We start from the raw sequence: 13,547 nt of genomic DNA on the forward strand, positions 1-13,547 counted from the left end.
TGGTGAAAATACCTCGGGTGTGCGGGGGCTGGCCCCGCCGGTCCCCCCGGAGGCCCGCTCCCTTAAAGGATCAGGCCCCGCAAAGGTCAGGCGCCGGTAGAGTTTGGATGACGGGCCTTATTTCGGCCCGATCATCATCACCATCTGCCGGCCTTCCAGCTTCGGCATCGTCTCAACCTTGCCAGCCTCGGCCTCGGCCACATCCGCGGCCACGCGGTTCAGCAATTCCAGACCCAGTTCCTGATGCGCCATCTCGCGGCCCCGGAAGCGCAGGGTGACCTTCACCTTGTCGCCTTCATCCAGAAATTTCAGGACCGAGCGCATCTTCACATCGTAATCATGCTTGTCCGTACCGGGTCGGAACTTGATTTCCTTGATCTCGATGATGTGCTGCTTGCGCCGTGCCTCGGCCTCACGTTTCTGCTGTTCATATTTGAACTTGCCGAAATCCATGATCTTGCAAACCGGTGGTTCCGCGTTCGGGCTGATCTCGACAAGGTCAAGCCCCGCCTCCTCGGCCATCGCCATCGCGCGGGCGGGCGTCACGACACCCACATTCTCGCCGTCGGCGCCGATCAGCCGGATTTCATTCGCTCGGATACGGTCATTCACACGGGGGCCCGTCTCGCGTTGCGGAGGGGCGTTGTGGGGTCTGCGGGCTATGGTTGTGTTCCTTCTTCGATGAACAGGACGGCTTTCGCCGAGGCGTAAAATAGACAGGCGCGCGCGCTTGTTCAACCGCAAACCGTGGCGAACCGCCATGTTCCGCATGCCAAAGGCGTCTTTGGGGGCCCGGATGCCGAAGGCTTTCGTGTCGCGGCATCAGGGTTTCCAAGTTCTGAATTTTCTGAAATAGGATGCGGCATCAATGCCGGGGATCGGCATGAAAGGAGAGATTATCATGAACAAGTCCGTCGTCATCGGGGCCGTGCTGATCGTCGTCGCGGGTCTTGGCTATTACCAGTTCAGCCATTTGCCCGCACAACGCGCCGCCGAACAGGCCGCCATGGAGGCTGAACAGCGCGCGGCTGCCGAGGCTGCCGCCGCTGAAGAAGCCGCTGCCGCTGAAGCCGCCGCTGCAGAAGAGGCCGCTGCCGCCGAAGCCGCAGAAGCGGAGGCCGCCGCTGCCGAAGCCGCCGCCGCAGAAGAGGCCGCTGCCGCTGCTGAAGCCACCGCAGCCGCCGAAGCCGAAGCCGCTGCTGCTGCCGCCGAGGCGGAAGCCGCTGCCGCTGCCGAAGCTGCCGCTGCCGCCGCAGAATCCGCGGCCGAGGCCGCCGAGGAAGGTACCGCCGAGGCAAGCGACAATGCCGCGCAATCGGCAACCGAGGCGGCCTCGGATGCCGCCGAGGCCGCCCAGTCGGCCGCCGAATCCGCCGAGACCGCTGCCGAGGCGGCCGCCGAGGCCGTGAACCCCGACGAGGCGCTGGACGCGTCCAGTTTCGATCCGGCACAGGTCAATGCGCTGATCGACAACTCGTCGCTGGATGAGACGACCAAGACCACGCTGAAAGCGGCGGTCGATGCGGCGCGCGACAACCCGGTGCTGGTTCAGGGTGTCATCGCCCAGGTCCGGGCCGCGCTGGGGCTCTGACCCGGCATCCGGCATCTGCCAGACAGAAAGGCCGCGCAAGGGATTGCGCGGCCTTTTTCATGGTTATTGTGAAAATCTGATGCACTGCTTTTCGCGGTCGTCCCGGGTGTGGCGGGGTCCGATCCCCCCTCAGATTCCCTCGCCGACAAAGGCCTTTTCGACCACATATTCGCGCGGGTCGGAATTGGCGCCCTCGGTCAGCCCATAGCTTTCCAGCACGGCCTTCACGTCGATATTGAAGGCCAGACTGCCGCAGACCATGGCCCGGTCTTCGGTGGCGTTCATCTCGGGCAGGCCCAGATCGGCGAAAACCTTGCCCGAGGACAGGTTGTCGGTGATCCGCCCCATCCGGTCTGAGGTTTCGCGCGTCGTGGTCGGGTAATAGTGCAGTTTGCCCTCGACCATTTCACCGATCAGCTCATCTGCGCGCAGGTTTTCAACCACTTGCCGCCCGTATTCCAGTTCGGCGCGTTCCCGGCAGGTATGCATCATGATGACGCTGTCGTATTTCTCATAGGTTTCGGGATCGCGCATCAGGCTGGCAAAGGGCGCGATGCCGGTGCCGGTGGCCAGAAACCACAGCCGTTTGCCCGGCAGCAGCGCATCATGGACCAGCGTGCCCACGGGTTTCGGCCGCAGGATCATCTGGTCACCCGGCTGGATATGCTGCAGGCGCGAGGTCAGCGGGCCATCCGGCACCTTGATCGAATAGAATTCCAGCCCGTCATCCCAATTGGGCGAGGCGATGGAATAGGCGCGCAGCAAGGGTTTGCCGTTGTCGCCCGGCAGCCCGATCATCACGAATTCGCCCGAGCGGAAGCGCAGGCTGGCGGGCCGCGTCACACGGAAGGAGAAGAGCGTATCCGTCCAGTGCCGCACCTCGGTCACGGTCTGGGCGTCGGGCAGCGTGGCTTGGGGCAAAGTGGCGGGGCGGGGGTCTGTCACGGTCAGGCTTTCGGTCATGGCGGGGCTCTTTCAGCGATGGGGCTGTCGCGCTGCACAGGAAACCGCTTTCGCAACCTTGCGTCCATCAGACGGAAAGTCGCATGAAAACTTGTTTCTATGCAAACAATATTTCGGGGGTCAGGCGCGCAGGCGCGCCTGATAGTCATGCGCCTGCCAATCGGCGCGGAACACCCATTGCGCCGCAGGCTGGCGGGCGGCGAGCTCTTGCGAGATTTCAACCTCGTCAAAGCCCACACGCCGCGCCATCGCATATTGATCGGCCAGAACATGGCCGCGCGCACGCAACCGGCCCTTGTAGCCCATCATCCGCAGCCGCCGCGCCAGCGTGAAGCCGCGCCCGTCGCTGAAGGCCGGGAAATCCACCCGTATCAGGCGCAGATCTGCCAGATAGGGGGTCAGGGCCGTGGGGTCATCGGTGTTGGTCAGGTCAATCGCGCCTTCATGGAAGGGCAGTTGGTCCAGCGTCACATAGGACGGGATCGGGTCTTCGCTTGCGAAGCCCTTGTCGGTGACGATCACGCTCATGCCGCGTTCTCCTGTTTGATGCGGACGGGTTTGCCGTCGATGAAATGGATGCCGCATTCGGTTTTCTGGCTGCCGCGCCAGCGTCCTGCGCGCGGATCCTCACCCGGTTTCACCGGGCTGGTGCAGGGTGCGCAGCCGATGGACGGATAGCCCTTTGCCACCAGCGGATGCCGGGGCAGGCGGTTGTTGACGATATAGTCTTCCAGATCCTCCCGCCCCCAATGGGCCAGCGGATTGACCTTGATGCGGGTATCGCCCTCGGCCTCGAAAAACTCCACCTCCTGTCGCGTCGCACCCTGATAGCGCTTGCGCCCGGTGATCCAGCCATCGAAACCGGCCAGCGCGCGTTCCAGGGGTTCCACCTTGCGCAACCCGCAGCAGGCATCGGTATTGAACTGGTGCAGCGTGCCGTCCGGATCCTCGAAATCCAGCCGGGCCGGATTGGCGCGGATCGTGCGGATGTCGCAAAGGTGCAATTTCTCGGCCAGTTCACGCTGATAGTCCAGCGTTTCGGGAAACAGCATCCGCGTGTCGATGAACAGGACCGGCGTTTCGGGGGCGATCACCGAAACCAGATGCAGCAGCACCACCGATTCCGCCCCGAAGGACGAAACCAGTGCCACCTCGCCCAGATCGGCATCCTTCAGCGCAAGCTCCAGCACCGCCGTCGCCGAATGGTGGCGATAACGGGCATTGAGTGTCGCAACCCGGTCGGCGACCGGGCCGGGATTCAGGTCACGCGGCATCCCGCGCCCCTTCCGCAGGGTAAAGGGCTGCCTTGAACGGCGCCAGACCAAGCCGGCGATAGGCGGCAAGGAAGGGTTCCCCGGGGCCTTCGCGATGCTCCAGATACGCCCGGACAAGCCGTTCGATTGCCGGGACAATTTCATCATAGGCAAAACCGGGACCGGCCCGTTCGCCGATGGTGGCCGTCTCGGTGCCATCGCCGCCAAGGGTGATCTGGTAATTTTCTACCCCCGCGCGATCCAGCCCCAGAATGCCGATATGGCCGACATGGTGATGCCCGCAGGCATTGATGCAGCCCGAGATCTTGATCTTCAGCGCACCGATATCATGCTCCAGCTTCAACTCATCGAACCGCGTCGCGATTTCCTGCGCGACGGGGATCGAGCGCGCGGTGGCCAGCGCGCAGTAATCCATGCCGGGGCAGGCGATGATATCCGAGATCAGCCCGATATTCGCGGTCTCAAGCCCGGTGCCGCGAAGCTCGGCATGAAGGGCGGCAAGGTTCGATTTGTGAACATGCGGCAGGATGACATTCTGTTCATGACTGATCCGCAGTTCCGAATGGCCATAGCGTTCGGCCAGATCGGCGATCAGGCGCATCTGATCGGCCGTGGCATCGCCCGGCGTGGCGCCATGCGCCTTGAGGCTGATCGACACGATGGCATATTGGTCATTGCGATGCGCGGCCAGATTGGTGTCGGCCCAGGCGCGGAACACCGGATCGGCCTTGCGCTGCAGATCATATCCGTCAGTCGGGGCATTTACAAAGGCGGGCGGCGCAAAGGCCGCCTCGATCCGCGCCAGCAGCGCCTGATCATGGCCACCGAACAGCGGGCGGATCTCTTCGAACCGCTCCTCGATCATGCGGGAAAGCTCTTCCTTTCCCGTTTCATGCAGGGTGATCTTGATGCGCGCCTTGTATTTGTTGTCGCGCCGTCCCAGCGTGTTGTAAACGCTCAGGATCGCCTCGACATAAGGCAGAAGATCCGCCTTGGGCAGGAAATCCCGCACCGTTTGCCCCACCAGCGGCGTGCGGCCCAGTCCGCCGCCCACGATCACCTCGAACCCCGGTTCGCCCGCCGCGTTGCGGACCATCCGCAGCCCGATATCATGGGCGCGGGTCACGGCGCGGTCATTGGGACTGCCGGTGATGGCAATCTTGAATTTGCGGGGCAGAAACTGAAACTCGGGATGATCAGTGGACCATTGACGGAGCAATTCGGCCACCGGGCGCGGATCCTCGATTTCATCGGCGGCGGCGCCGGCGAAATGATCGGCGGTGACATTGCGCACGCAATTGCCCGAAGTCTGGATCGCATGCATCCCCACATCGGCCAGCGCCGACAGTATGGCGGGCACATCGGGCAGTTTCGGCCAGTTGAACTGAATGTTCTGGCGCGTCGTGAAATGGCCATACCCCTTGTCAAAGGTCTCGGCGATCATCGCAAGCTGGCGCATCTGGCGCGGATTGATCGTGCCGTAGGGGATGGCGACCCGCAGCATATAGGCGTGCAGTTGCAGATAAAGCCCGTTCATCAGGCGCAGCGGGCGGAATTCATCCTCGGTCAGGGATCCGTCGATGCGGCGGCGCACCTGATCAGAGAATTGTTCGGTGCGGGCGCGGACGAAGGCCTCATCGAAATCGGTATAGTCATACATGGGACTGCTCCACCTGCTTGCCATGGCGGTAGTTGGAGGGCCCGCGCGTGCGGAAGGCCTCCCGGAAATGCACGGGCTCGGGGCCGTCGGGGCCGGGGCGCGCATCGGCCAGATAGGGGCCCACGGCACTAGCGCGCTGCGATTGCGCATGCAGCAGCCGCAACTGGGCATGGGCCTCATCCTCGATCAGTTCGGCCTCGTGATGCAGGCGCGACCAGCGGTCATCGGCGGTCAGATAGATCACGTCGCCCTCCAGCAGCGCATTGGCGGTGACGACTTTGGGGGTGAATGCGCGGCTCATGCGTGGGCCTCCTGCTGCGGATCGGGGGGCAGTTGTTCAAGCGAAGCGGCGGCATGGCGCGGGGCCAGACCATACAGCAGCACCGCCGGGCCATCGACCCCGTCCAGTGCTCCGGGCAGGGCGGCCAGCACCGTGCCGATAATGCGTTCATCGGGGCGCGAGACATTCTCGACCACTGTGACCGGCGTTCCGGGCAGCGCGCCATGCATCATCAGGCGGCCCTGCAGGAAACGGGCGGATTTCTTGCCCATATAGATCGCGGCCACCGCCCCGGGGGCGGACAGACCGCGCCAGTCCTGATCTGCGAAACCGGCCATGTCATGTCCGGTCAGAATGCGCAGCGACCGGTTGCGCCCGCGCCGCGTCAGCGATTGGCCGATGGCGGCGGCGGCAACGGCGGCGGCGGTCAGGCCGGGAATGATCTCGAATGGCAGGTGATGCGCCTCAAGCGCCTCCATCTCTTCGTCCAGCCGCCCGAAAATCCCGCAATCGCCGCCTTTCAGCCGCACCACCCGGCGCCCTGTCAGCGCCTTGGCGACAAGGGTCGCATTGATCGCGGCCTGCGGGGCCGAGGGTCCGAACCCCTCCTTTCCCATGTCGATCACTTCGGTTCCCTGCGGGATCAGGGCCAGAATCTCGGGGCCGACCAGCCGGTCATGGATCACCACCTCGGCCTGACGGAGTGCGTCCGCCGCGCCGAGGGTCAGATGGCACAGCGCGCCCGGTCCTGCGCCGATGAAACGGACGGGTTGGGGCGGGAGGGCGATCTGGCGCATGGGGCGGTCCTTTTATTTGCTGCAGGGAATATAGGACATTTTCCCGGATCGGGGCCATATGCCCTTGCAGATAAGGATGTTTGTTCCGATACTGCGCCGGATTGGAACAGTGTTCGGGATCATGGGGGATTTGAGGAATGGCCGCCCGGCTGGATGAGATGGACCGGAAAATCCTTGCCGAATTGCAGGAGGATGCCGCGCAGTCGCTGGATGAGATCGCCAAGAAGGTGGGGTCGTCGAAAACACCTGTCTGGAATCGTATCCGGCGAATGAAGGACAGCGGCGTGATCCTGCGCCAGACCGTGCTCTTGGAGGCCGAGGCGCTGGGGCTTGAGGCCTGTTTTTTCGTGCTGATCCGCACATCGGAGCATGAGGCCGAATGGCAGGCAAAATTCCTGCGCGCCCTGCGCGAGCGCCCCGAGGTGATGGAGGCGCATCGTCTGGCCGGAGAGATCGATTACATCCTCAAGGTCCGGGTGCAGAATGCCCGCGCCTATGACGTGTTCTATCAGGCGTTGATTTCCGAGGTGCGGATCTTCAACGTGACCGCGCTTTTGTCGATGGAAGAGATCAAGTCGACGACGGCGCTGCCGTTGTGACCCGCAGGCGCTGCGCGGCGCGGATCGCGGAGGAAGACGCATCAACCATCGGCAGGGTCACGAAACACCATGCCGGAAGGGGCGCGCGCCCCAGCCGCGCCGAGGCCGATTGCGGCAGGCGTGCCGATGACAGCACCCGCGCTGCCACCGAATTCAGCGCCGCCATCTGCTGCCCCGGGCGGGCCAGCACCCCAAGGGCTGCAAGATCCGCGATGCCGCGCCAGTCCTCCCAGCGGTGGAACTGTGCCAGATTGTCGGCCCCCATCAGCCAGACAAACCGCACCCCAGGATAAAGTTGTACTAGCCGCCGCAGGGTCTGCGCCGTATAGCGCGTGCCGATCCGCGCCTCCAGATCGGTGACCAGAACCCGGGGATGCCGCATCAGGTGCCTTGCGCGGGAAATGCGATCCGCCATCGGGGCCGGCTGATGGGCCTTCAGCGGATTGCCGGGGCTGGCCAGCCACCAGACCGCATCCAGCCCGAAGCGGCGCAGCGCGGCATGGGTGATCGCGACATGGCCTTCATGCGCCGGATCGAAGGATCCGCCCAGGATGCCGATTACCTGACCGCGCGCCGCAAAGGGAAGGTCCGCGCGTCTCATGCCGCGCGCCTGCGCGCAGGCCCTGTCGTCATTCCGTCTGTCTCCCGGTCCTTTTGTCGCCGCCCCGAGCCGCGCCCGCGAAGGCCCCGGCATCTTGTCCCCGGGCCGTGCTGTGCCCATCTGGGCCACGTTGCCCTCGGCCCCGACTGCCGTTAGAAGGGCCGCAAATGCACGGATGAGGGATGATCATGGCCAGCTACCAGTATGTCTATCACATGGACGGGGTTTCCAAGACCTATCCGGGCGGCAAGAAGTGTTTCGAGAACATCAATCTGAACTTCCTGCCCGGCGTCAAGATCGGTGTCGTGGGCGTCAACGGCGCGGGGAAATCCACGCTGTTGAAGATCATGGCGGGGATCGACACGGATTTCAAAGGCGAGGCCTGGGCCGCCAAGGGCGCGAAAGTGGGCTATCTGCCGCAAGAGCCCTGGCTGGACCCGAACCTTGACGTCAAGGGCAATGTCATGCTGGGCGTGGCCGCACAGCAGGCGATCCTTGACCGCTATAACGAACTGGCGATGAACTACTCGGACGAGACCGCCGAGGAGATGGCGCAGCTTCAGGACCAGATCGACGCGCAGAACCTGTGGGAGCTTGAGGCGACCGTCGGCGTTGCCATGGACGCGCTGCGCTGCCCGCCGGATGATGCCAATGTCGAGGATCTTTCGGGCGGGGAACGCCGCCGCGTCGCGCTGACCAAGCTGTTGCTGGAAAAGCCCGACATGCTGCTGCTCGATGAACCGACCAACCATCTGGACGCGGAATCCATCGCCTGGCTGCAAAAACACCTGATCGACTACAAGGGCACGATCCTGATCGTGACCCATGACCGTTATTTCCTTGACGACATCACCAGCTGGATCCTTGAGCTGGACCGCGGCCGGGGCATTCCCTATGAGGGGAATTATTCGGCTTGGCTGGACCAGAAGGCCAAGCGGATGCAGCAGGAGGCGCGCGAGGACAAGTCCAAGCAGAAGGCGCTGGAAAAGGAACTGGAATGGATCCGCTCGGGCGCCAAGGCCCGGCAGGCCAAGGGCAAGGCGCGGATCGCCAAATATAATGAGATGGCCGGACAGACGGTGCGCGAACGCTCCACCTCGGCGCAGATCATCATTCCCAATGGCGAACGTCTGGGCAACAAGGTGATTGAGGTTCAGGGCCTGAAAAAGGCCATGGGCGACAAGCTCTTGATCGAGGATCTGACCTTCACCGTTCCGCCGGGCGCCATCGTCGGCGTGATCGGTCCGAACGGCGCGGGGAAATCCACGCTGTTCCGCATGATCACCGGGCAGGAACAACCCGATGAGGGCACGGTCACGCTGGGCGATACGGTGCAGCTGTCCTATGTCGACCAGAGCCGCGACGCGCTGGATCCGAACAAGACCGCGTGGGAGGAAATCTCGGGCGGGTCCGAAGTCATCCATCTGGGTGATCTGGAAATGAACAGCCGCGTCTATACCGGGGCCTTCAACTTCAAGGGCACCGACCAGCAGAAGAAGGTAGGCCTGTTGTCGGGCGGGGAACGCAACCGGGTGCATATGGCGAAACTGCTGCGCTCGGGCGGGAATGTGCTGCTGCTCGATGAACCGACCAACGATCTGGACGTCGAAACGCTGCAGGCGCTGGAAGCGGCAATCGAGGATTTCGCGGGCTGTGCCGTGATCATCAGCCACGACCGGTTCTTCCTTGACCGTCTTTGCACCCATATCCTTGCCTTTGAGGGCGATGCGCATGTGGAATGGTTCGAAGGCAATTTCGAAGACTATGAACAGGACAAGATCCGCCGTCTTGGCCCTGATGCACTGGAGCCCAAGCGCGTGAAATACAAGCGCTTCAGCCGCTAAGACGCTGAGTTGCCGACCTTTGTCCCGCCGGCATCGGACGGGGCATCGCAATCCCAAGCCTGCCATCGTTTCGCCTGCAGAAGCGATGGCAGATATGGAGTCGACCTGTTGCCCCGACGCTAGCATTTGTGTCGATCCCGGTTCCTGTCGACCAGTTTTCCCTTTACATTCCGGGCGGCTGGCGGCAATCCTGTCAGCGACAATTATAATGCGGTGTGCCCGGGGGGGTTAAGGCTGTGAACAGTCAGTTCATTCATAGGATTTCGGCCTATGCCGGCGCGGTTGCGCTGGCGCTTGGCCTTGCGGTGGCGGGGCCGGTTGTGGCCCAGCCGAAAGTTTCCGGCGTGGTCGAATGGGGTCTGTGGGTCGACGATGACGGCTGCATGCACTGGTGGGCCGATGGCGGGCTCGAGGGCTATATGGTGCCGCGCCGCAATCCCCAGACGGGCAAGCCGGTCTGCCTGCGGGTCAATACCTGTCTGGTCGAGAATACCGACGCGCTGTTTGCCACGGACAGCCATCACCTGACGCAGCAGGGCCGCGCGCGTCTGGAACAGTTCTTCCGCGGGTCGGATGCGTTCGGCTATGGCATTTACGGCCATACCGACAGCCGCGCCTCGGATGAGTACAACATGCGTTTGTCGGATCGCCGCGCCAAGGCCGTGGGCGATGTGGCCCGGTCCGTGGGTGCTATGGTCGAGCGTCAGCAGGGTTACGGCGAACGCCGCCCGGTTGCCTCGAACAGCACCGCCGCCGGGATGCAGCAGAACCGGCGCGTCGAAATCGTTTGCTACAGGTGGTAACGGACATGATGACAATGAAAGTTCCCCTTATCGGTCTTGTCATGGCTTTCGGGCTTTCGGCCTGCACTGACGGCTTGCGGACGGCGCGTGGCGACGGAACGGATGTGATCGCGACGGGTGTCGACAAGGGCTATGATACCGGCGCGCTGCAGAACGGCCGGGCCGCCATCGTCTATGATCCGGACGGTTGCCAGAACTGGATGATTGATGACGGTGTGGAGGGCTATGCCAGCCCGCGCTATGACCCGGTCTCGGGGCTGCCGATCTGCAACAATCTTTACCCGCCCGGAACCGTGCTGCGCGATTACCAAAGCGCCGATCCGGGCATCCGTGACCGTGTGCCCGGGCCGGGGCGCAAGACGGTGGTGGTGCGCCGCTGATGCGGGCTGTGCGACCGGAAAAGATAGAGGCCGCGGCGAAAGCCGCGGCCTTTTTCGTTCCGGGCCGGAATTTTCGGCAAATTCCGGCCGGGGTGACACGGAAATTTTGCATCCGCGAACAAAGCTGGGGCAGGGGTGTCAGACTCTCTTGTCCCGGGCCTGCCGAAACCCCACAATTGGAAAAGGGACCCGCACCAGGGGTCCCCATTTGAAGGAGAGCCACTTGGGCATCAGCGCGCTGACCCCCCCGACCGCCCCGGATGATATCGTGGAAACGCTTATCGAATTTCCGGACAATCGGCTTTTGATAGATCTTTGCGGCGAATATGACCGCAATCTTGCGCAGATCGAACATCAGACCGGGGTTCACGTGCTGCGACGCGGAAACCGCCTTGCGGTGATCGGCGACAGGGATGCGCGGGAACTGGCATCGGCCGTCCTGCGCGCGCTTTATGCGCGGCTTGAGGCCGGGCGCGGGGTGGTCGCGGGCGATATCGACGCGGCACTGCGCATGGGCCGTCCGATGCCGGATGCGCCACTTGGCCTGACGGATCAGATCGAGATGTTTTCAGCCTCGCGCTATGAATTGCGCACCCGCAAGAAACCGGTTGAGCCGCGCACCGAGGCGCAGAAGGCCTATGTCGCCAATCTGTTCGACAATGAACTGGGTTTCGGCATCGGCCCGGCAGGCACGGGCAAGACCTATCTGGCGGTCGCTGTCGGCGTGTCGATGTTCATCAGCGGCGCGGTGGACAAGATCATCCTGTCGCGCCCGGCCGTCGAGGCGGGGGAGCGACTGGGCTTTCTGCCCGGCGACATGAAGGAAAAGATCGACCCCTATATGCAGCCGCTTTACGATGCGCTGAACGATTTCCTGCCGCAAAAGCAGATGCAGAAACTGATGGAGGAAAAGCGCATCGAGATCGCGCCGCTGGCCTTCATGCGCGGGCGCACGCTGTCCAATGCCTTTGTCGTGCTGGATGAGGCGCAGAACGCGACCACCATGCAGATGAAGATGTTCCTGACGCGGCTGGGCGAAGGGTCGCGCATGGTCATCACCGGCGACCGCACGCAGGTCGACCTTCCGCGTGGTGTGGCGTCCGGGCTGGCTGATGCCGAGCGGATCCTGAACGGCGTCAAGGGCGTCAGCTTCAACTACTTCACCGCCAAGGATGTCGTGCGCCACCCGCTTGTCGCGCGCATCATCGAGGCGTATGAGGCCCATGATGGAGCCTCTGGTTGACACGATAATCGAAGACCCGCGCTGGCAGGCAATCGACCTGCCGGCGCTGGCCGAACGCAGCGCAAGGGCGGCGCTTGCTGAGCTTGGGCTGCCGTCTGAGGGCTTTACCCTGTGTCTGATGGCCTGCGATGATGCGCGGATCGCGGCGCTGAATGCCGATTTCCGGGGCAAACCGCAGCCGACCAATGTGTTGTCATGGCCCTCGGAAGAACGCGGCGCGGATATCGAGGGCGCGCCGCCTGAACTGCCGGAGCCTGGCAGCGCCGATGCGCCCGAGGAACTGGGTGATATCGCGCTGGCATGGGAAACCTGCTGCGCCGAGGCCGAGGCGGCGGAAAAGCCGCTGGGTGACCATGTGACGCATCTGGTGCTTCACGGAATATTGCATCTTCTGGGTTACGATCACATCCGTGACGGCGATGCGGAGTTGATGGAGGCAATCGAGTCGCGCATACTTGCGCAACTCGGGGTCGCGGACCCATATGTGTGATGGCCCGCAATGGCGGGTGTTTTTGGAAAAGGAACGATGGGCAGTACGAATTTCGGGCCGTCAGTGATGCAGGATGCATCTGGCCCCAGCGATGCGGACGCTTCCGAACCTCCGCAGCGAAGCTTGCTCGGCCGTCTTTTTGGCGCGTTGGGCCCCTCGGACAGCGATACCTCGCGCGGTGAAAACCCTGCAGATGCAAGGCCAGCCCCGGTTGCCGCCTCCGCGTCGCTTCATGGTATCGCCAATCTGCGCAAACTGCGCGTCGATGATGTCGCCATCCCCAAGGTCGAGATCGTGGCCGTGCCGCTGGATATCGGCAAGGATGATCTGGTCGAGGTGTTCCGCGAACACGGATTTTCCCGCGTTCCGGTCTACAAGGGCACGCTGGACCATCCGCAGGGTCTGATCCTTCTGAAGGATCTGGCGCTGCAATACGGGTTCAACGGTTCGGCCGGGCGATTCTCCTTGCGCAAGATGCTGCGCCCGATGCTTTACGCTCCGCCCTCGATGCCGATCGGCGTGCTTTTGCAGAAGATGCAGAAAGAGCGTGTGCATATGGCGCTGGTGATCGACGAATATGGCGGCGTCGACGGTCTGGTGACCATCGAAGACCTGATCGAGACCGTCATCGGCGAGATCGAGGACGAACATGATGAGGTCGAGGGCGCGCTTTGGAAAGAGGACGGCCCCGCCAGCTATGTCGCCAAGGCAACGGCACCGCTGGACGAATTCGAACAGGCCATCGGCCTGACGCTGCGCAATGGCGAAGAAGACAGCGAGATCGACACTCTGGGCGGTCTGGTCTTCCTGCGCATTGGCCGGATCCCCGCAAGGGGGGAGGTCGTGGCCCATGAAAGCGGCGTGGAATTCGAGATTCTGGATGCCGATCCGCGCCGGATCAAACGGTTGAAGGTGCGCCTGCCGGGTGCTGCCGGACGACGCGCCGTGCCGGCCCTTCCTCCGCCCGAAAAGGCAAGGCCGGAAGCCGTGCCCGCCAAGTGACCTCGACAGACGAAATGCAC

General features: G+C 63.3%; 16 protein-coding genes. 8 read left to right on the forward strand and 8 right to left on the reverse strand.

Going from position 1 to position 13,547, the window contains the following annotated elements:
• Nucleotides 1-117 precede the first annotated feature (117 nt).
• A complete protein-coding gene (gene infC, locus JL811_RS03370) occupies nt 118-612 on the reverse strand; it encodes a translation initiation factor IF-3 (RefSeq protein WP_337924704.1) in 495 nt (164 codons plus the stop codon).
• A gap of 289 nt (nt 613-901) precedes the next feature.
• On the opposite strand from infC, the gene JL811_RS03375 reads away from it, so the two are divergent.
• A complete protein-coding gene (locus JL811_RS03375; protein WP_202686923.1) occupies nt 902-1,591 on the forward strand; it encodes a hypothetical protein in 690 nt (229 codons plus the stop codon).
• A 129-nt stretch (nt 1,592-1,720) separates the two neighbouring features.
• Here the strand turns inward: JL811_RS03375 and JL811_RS03380 are convergent, their stop codons facing one another.
• The 6 genes from JL811_RS03380 to cobA all read right to left on the reverse strand — a co-directional run bounded on the left by JL811_RS03380 (nt 1,721) and on the right by cobA (nt 6,565).
• Complete coding sequence (locus JL811_RS03380; RefSeq protein ID WP_202686924.1) at nt 1,721-2,554, reverse strand: ferredoxin--NADP reductase; 834 nt, start codon at nt 2,552-2,554, stop codon at nt 1,721-1,723.
• A gap of 120 nt (nt 2,555-2,674) precedes the next feature.
• Nucleotides 2,675-3,082 carry a DUF934 domain-containing protein gene (locus JL811_RS03385; RefSeq protein ID WP_202686925.1) on the reverse strand — a complete coding sequence of 136 codons (408 nt, stop codon included), beginning with the start codon at nt 3,080-3,082 and terminating at the stop codon, nt 2,675-2,677.
• Nucleotides 3,079-3,828 (reverse strand): phosphoadenylyl-sulfate reductase, encoded by a 750-nt coding sequence (locus JL811_RS03390; protein ID WP_202686926.1) that lies wholly within the window; start codon nt 3,826-3,828, stop codon nt 3,079-3,081. The genes JL811_RS03385 and JL811_RS03390 overlap by 4 nt, the downstream gene beginning before the upstream one ends.
• Nucleotides 3,818-5,488, reverse strand: a complete 1,671-nt coding sequence (locus JL811_RS03395; RefSeq protein ID WP_202686927.1) for a nitrite/sulfite reductase — start codon at nt 5,486-5,488, stop codon at nt 3,818-3,820. Before JL811_RS03395 ends, JL811_RS03390 begins: the two co-directional genes overlap by 11 nt.
• Nucleotides 5,481-5,789 (reverse strand): DUF2849 domain-containing protein, encoded by a 309-nt coding sequence (locus JL811_RS03400; protein ID WP_202686928.1) that lies wholly within the window; start codon nt 5,787-5,789, stop codon nt 5,481-5,483. The genes JL811_RS03395 and JL811_RS03400 overlap by 8 nt, the downstream gene beginning before the upstream one ends.
• Nucleotides 5,786-6,565 (reverse strand): uroporphyrinogen-III C-methyltransferase, encoded by a 780-nt coding sequence (gene cobA / locus JL811_RS03405; protein ID WP_202686929.1) that lies wholly within the window; start codon nt 6,563-6,565, stop codon nt 5,786-5,788. Before cobA ends, JL811_RS03400 begins: the two co-directional genes overlap by 4 nt.
• A gap of 137 nt (nt 6,566-6,702) precedes the next feature.
• Between cobA and JL811_RS03410 the strand changes: the two genes are divergently transcribed.
• Complete coding sequence (locus JL811_RS03410) at nt 6,703-7,164, forward strand: Lrp/AsnC family transcriptional regulator (RefSeq protein WP_202686930.1); 462 nt, start codon at nt 6,703-6,705, stop codon at nt 7,162-7,164.
• Here JL811_RS03410 and JL811_RS03415 read toward each other — a convergent pair.
• Entirely contained in the window at nt 7,136-7,765 is a 630-nt protein-coding gene (locus JL811_RS03415) for a nicotinate-nucleotide adenylyltransferase (RefSeq protein ID WP_202686931.1), read from the reverse strand. The two genes, JL811_RS03410 and JL811_RS03415, sit on opposite strands and share 29 nt — an antisense overlap.
• A gap of 188 nt (nt 7,766-7,953) precedes the next feature.
• On the opposite strand from JL811_RS03415, the gene ettA reads away from it, so the two are divergent.
• The 6 genes from ettA (at nt 7,954) to JL811_RS03445 (ending at nt 13,527) form a co-directional block, all read left to right on the forward strand.
• Nucleotides 7,954-9,609, forward strand: a complete 1,656-nt coding sequence (gene ettA, locus JL811_RS03420; RefSeq protein ID WP_202686932.1) for an energy-dependent translational throttle protein EttA — start codon at nt 7,954-7,956, stop codon at nt 9,607-9,609.
• Between the two features lie 236 nt (nt 9,610-9,845).
• Complete coding sequence (locus JL811_RS03425; protein WP_202686933.1) at nt 9,846-10,412, forward strand: OmpA family protein; 567 nt, start codon at nt 9,846-9,848, stop codon at nt 10,410-10,412.
• Between the two features lie 14 nt (nt 10,413-10,426).
• Nucleotides 10,427-10,792, forward strand: coding sequence for a hypothetical protein (locus JL811_RS03430; protein WP_202686934.1), 366 nt, complete (start codon nt 10,427-10,429; stop codon nt 10,790-10,792).
• A 223-nt stretch (nt 10,793-11,015) separates the two neighbouring features.
• Nucleotides 11,016-12,035, forward strand: coding sequence for a PhoH family protein (locus JL811_RS03435; protein ID WP_202686935.1), 1,020 nt, complete (start codon nt 11,016-11,018; stop codon nt 12,033-12,035).
• Nucleotides 12,019-12,525, forward strand: a complete 507-nt coding sequence (gene ybeY, locus JL811_RS03440; protein WP_202687199.1) for an rRNA maturation RNase YbeY — start codon at nt 12,019-12,021, stop codon at nt 12,523-12,525. Before JL811_RS03435 ends, ybeY begins: the two co-directional genes overlap by 17 nt.
• 36 nt (nt 12,526-12,561) lie before the next feature.
• The gene (locus tag JL811_RS03445; protein WP_202686936.1) at nt 12,562-13,527 is read left to right on the forward strand and encodes a hemolysin family protein; all 966 of its coding nucleotides are present in this window, start codon (nt 12,562-12,564) and stop codon (nt 13,525-13,527) included.
• Nucleotides 13,528-13,547: the final 20 nt, after the last annotated feature.

It is taken from the genome of Szabonella alba, assembly GCF_016765775.1.
GTDB classification, from domain to species: Bacteria; Pseudomonadota; Alphaproteobacteria; order Rhodobacterales; family Rhodobacteraceae; genus Szabonella; species Szabonella alba.

Bases quoted from the DNA above. Each gene is read 5' to 3' on its own strand.
- JL811_RS03375 (WP_202686923.1), top strand. From the start codon at position 902: ATGAACAAGTCCGTCGTCATCGGGGCCGTGCTGATCGTCGTCGCGGGT.
- JL811_RS03380 (WP_202686924.1), bottom strand. From the start codon at position 2,554: ATGACCGAAAGCCTGACCGTGACAGACCCCCGCCCCGCCACTTTGCCC.
- JL811_RS03385 (WP_202686925.1), bottom strand. From the start codon at position 3,082: ATGAGCGTGATCGTCACCGACAAGGGCTTCGCAAGCGAAGACCCGATC.
- JL811_RS03390 (WP_202686926.1), bottom strand. From the start codon at position 3,828: ATGCCGCGTGACCTGAATCCCGGCCCGGTCGCCGACCGGGTTGCGACA.
- JL811_RS03395 (WP_202686927.1), bottom strand. From the start codon at position 5,488: ATGTATGACTATACCGATTTCGATGAGGCCTTCGTCCGCGCCCGCACC.
- JL811_RS03400 (WP_202686928.1), bottom strand. From the start codon at position 5,789: ATGAGCCGCGCATTCACCCCCAAAGTCGTCACCGCCAATGCGCTGCTG.
- cobA (WP_202686929.1), bottom strand. From the start codon at position 6,565: ATGCGCCAGATCGCCCTCCCGCCCCAACCCGTCCGTTTCATCGGCGCA.
- JL811_RS03410 (WP_202686930.1), top strand. From the start codon at position 6,703: ATGGCCGCCCGGCTGGATGAGATGGACCGGAAAATCCTTGCCGAATTG.
- JL811_RS03415 (WP_202686931.1), bottom strand. From the start codon at position 7,765: ATGAGACGCGCGGACCTTCCCTTTGCGGCGCGCGGTCAGGTAATCGGC.
- ettA (WP_202686932.1), top strand. From the start codon at position 7,954: ATGGCCAGCTACCAGTATGTCTATCACATGGACGGGGTTTCCAAGACC.
- JL811_RS03430 (WP_202686934.1), top strand. From the start codon at position 10,427: ATGAAAGTTCCCCTTATCGGTCTTGTCATGGCTTTCGGGCTTTCGGCC.
- ybeY (WP_202687199.1), top strand. From the start codon at position 12,019: ATGGAGCCTCTGGTTGACACGATAATCGAAGACCCGCGCTGGCAGGCA.
- JL811_RS03445 (WP_202686936.1), top strand. From the start codon at position 12,562: ATGGGCAGTACGAATTTCGGGCCGTCAGTGATGCAGGATGCATCTGGC.